Genomic DNA, 2,421 nt, shown 5'->3' with positions numbered 1-2,421 from the left:
CGCCCGGTCCGGGCCGCGGCCGCCTGCCCGACGCGGCCGGCCTTTACGGCCGGGAGACGCGGCGCACCCGCCAGCAACTGGTCGAGGAGGTTCGGCGGGATCGCGGCGCGTACCGCCTCCAGCACGACGTCGTCGGGTGCCTCTGCGGCGGCCGGATCCGATGCCTCCGCGTCGGGCGGCTCGGGCGGCTCGGGCGGCGGCGCCTCCGCGGTCTCGGGGGTGGACTGCTCCGGTGCGGGCAGGCGCGTGGCGCGCGGCGCCAGGACGAGGCGCCCGGCCGCCACGATCTCCGCTTGGCCGACCGGCCGGTCCACCGCGAGGGCGCGCGCCACGCGCGCTGCCAGGATCGGGCCGCGCAGCGACGCGACCCCGAAGGCCTCGCCCAGGGCGCAGAGGCTGCCGACCGGGTCCGGTTCCGGGATGCCCGGGGTGGGTTCCGGTTCGGGCGCCGAGGCCTCCGTGAGTCCGAGGCCGCTCAGGTCGATCCGGAAGGCGAGGCGATCCGCCAGCGCCTCGGCCACCGTCTCGTCCGCCTCGCCCTCGTCGAGGAGGATCAGGCCGAACTTGGCGCCGCGGTCCGAGACCGTGCCGGTGTCGAGGGCGGCCGCGAGCCGCGACGCGGTGCCCGGCGGCAACCGCTCGGCCATGGGGACGACGACGATCCCGCCATCGGCCTCCACCAGCAGGCCGGCCCGCGCGACGGGACGACCCGTCGCCAGGGTCGCGGCGAGGTCGAGGCCGCCGAGCAGGCCGTCGTCGCCGATCCGGGGCGGCAGCCGCCGCCAGGGCGTCCCGGCAGGCAGCGCGTCCCGCAGGGTCTGGAGCCAGCGCTCGCGTACCGGACCGGGTGCGGCGCGCACCACCGCGCCGCCGAGCCCGTGCGGGTCGGCGGCGAGCAGACAGGCGGCCAGGCGGGCGTCGGCCCAGGGATCAGGCGTGGTCTCCATCCCCTCTGCGGAGCCTTGTTGGTCACGCATCAGCGTGTGCAGGGCGCAACCGGCCCCCTCTCCCGCGCGGGCGACGATGGTCACGCATCCGGGTCGAACACGGGCGCTGGCGGCCGAGCGCGACGCGCCCCCTCTCTGGTGCGGGAGTGGGTTGGGGTGAGGGGCGGGACGCGTCAGGATCACGCACGCGATCGACGTGCGGGTCCGTCGCGCTTTCTGCGGATGCCGCGCATCCCTCACCCTGTCCCTCTCCCGACGGATCTCGGGCCTGCCCGAGATCCGCACCGAGGAGCCCAAGTCGGGCCAGCCCGACTTGGGTGGAGAGGGGACCCGCGCCCGGTCCTGAAGCCGCGCGGCCCGGGCCGCGGGCTGGGTTCGTTCGCGCGGCGGATGCTGGCGCGCCCGTCACGCAAACATCTCCGCCAGCGCCCGCTCCACCCGGGCGGTGGATCCGGATTCGTCCAGCGGGTTGCGGCGCAGGCGGTGGCGCAGGGAGGCCGGGGCGATGCGGCGGATGTGGTCGTCGGTGACGATCTCGGCGCCGTCGAGGGCGGCGAGAGCCCGGGCGGTGCGCATCAGGGTCAGCTCGCCGCGCAGGCCGTCGGTGCCCAGCGCCAGGCAGAGCCGCGCCGCGCGCTCCAGGGCGGCATCCGGCACGGCCACGCCCGGCAGGCGCTCCCGCGCCAGCAGGATCCGCTTCTGGATCTTCCTCTCCTCGCCGGCGCGCGCGGCGCAGAAGGCGGCCGGGTCGCGCTCGTAGGCGTCGCGGGCGCGGACCACCGCGATCCGGGTGGGGATGTCCTTCGGGGTCGCGACCTCGCAGGCGAGGCCGAACCGGTCGAGGAGCTGCGGGCGCAGCTCCCCCTCCTCCGGATTTCCGGAGCCGACCAGGACGAACCGTGCCGGATGGCGCAGAGACAGCCCCTCGCGCTCGACCGTGTTGACGCCCGAGGCCGCGACGTCGAGCAGCAGGTCGACGAGGTGATCCTCCAGGAGGTTGACCTCGTCGATGTACAGGAAGCCGCGGTTGGCCCGGGCGAGCAGCCCCGGCTCGAAGGCCTTCACCCCGGCGCCGAGCGCCCGCTCCAGGTCGAGGGTGCCGACCACCCGGTCCTCGGTGGCGCCCAGCGGCAGGTCCACCACCGGCACCGATTGTTTGTGACTCTTGCGCGGGCTTCCCTGCGCGCAGTGCGGACAGGACTCCGCCGGGCTGTCGGGGTCGCAATTGTACGGGCAGCCGACCACCGCCCGCATCGGCGGCAGCAGGGCGGCGAGCGCCCGGATCGCCGTGGACTTGCCGGTGCCGCGGTCGCCGAAGACCAGCACGCCGCCGACCGCCGGGTCCACCGCCGCGATCAGCAGGGCCTGGCGCATCTCGTCCTGGCCGACGATGGCCGAGAAGGGAAAGGTGGGCACGCAGAACTCGCACTGTGCCCCCCTCTCCTCCCCGCGGATCTCGGACTCGTCCGAGATC

At 75.8% G+C, this 2,421-nt stretch carries 1 protein-coding gene and 1 pseudogene; both read right to left on the bottom strand.

Going from position 1 to position 2,421, the window contains the following annotated elements:
- Window positions 1-947 (bottom strand): annotated as a pseudogene (gene bchD, locus AC1DXK_RS30805) (magnesium chelatase subunit D); the annotation flags it as partial.
- A 405-nt stretch (window positions 948-1,352) separates the two neighbouring features.
- Window positions 1,353-2,363: a magnesium chelatase ATPase subunit I gene (gene bchI, locus AC1DXK_RS30800; protein WP_457106504.1), complete on the bottom strand. Its 1,011-nt coding sequence runs from the start codon at window positions 2,361-2,363 to the stop codon at window positions 1,353-1,355.
- Between the last annotated feature and the right edge of the window lie 58 nt (window positions 2,364-2,421).

Source organism: Methylobacterium sp. P3_A11 (assembly GCF_056403155.1).
Note: the sequence above shows the minus strand (reverse complement) of the source record. Positions and strands in the feature narration are given on the sequence as shown.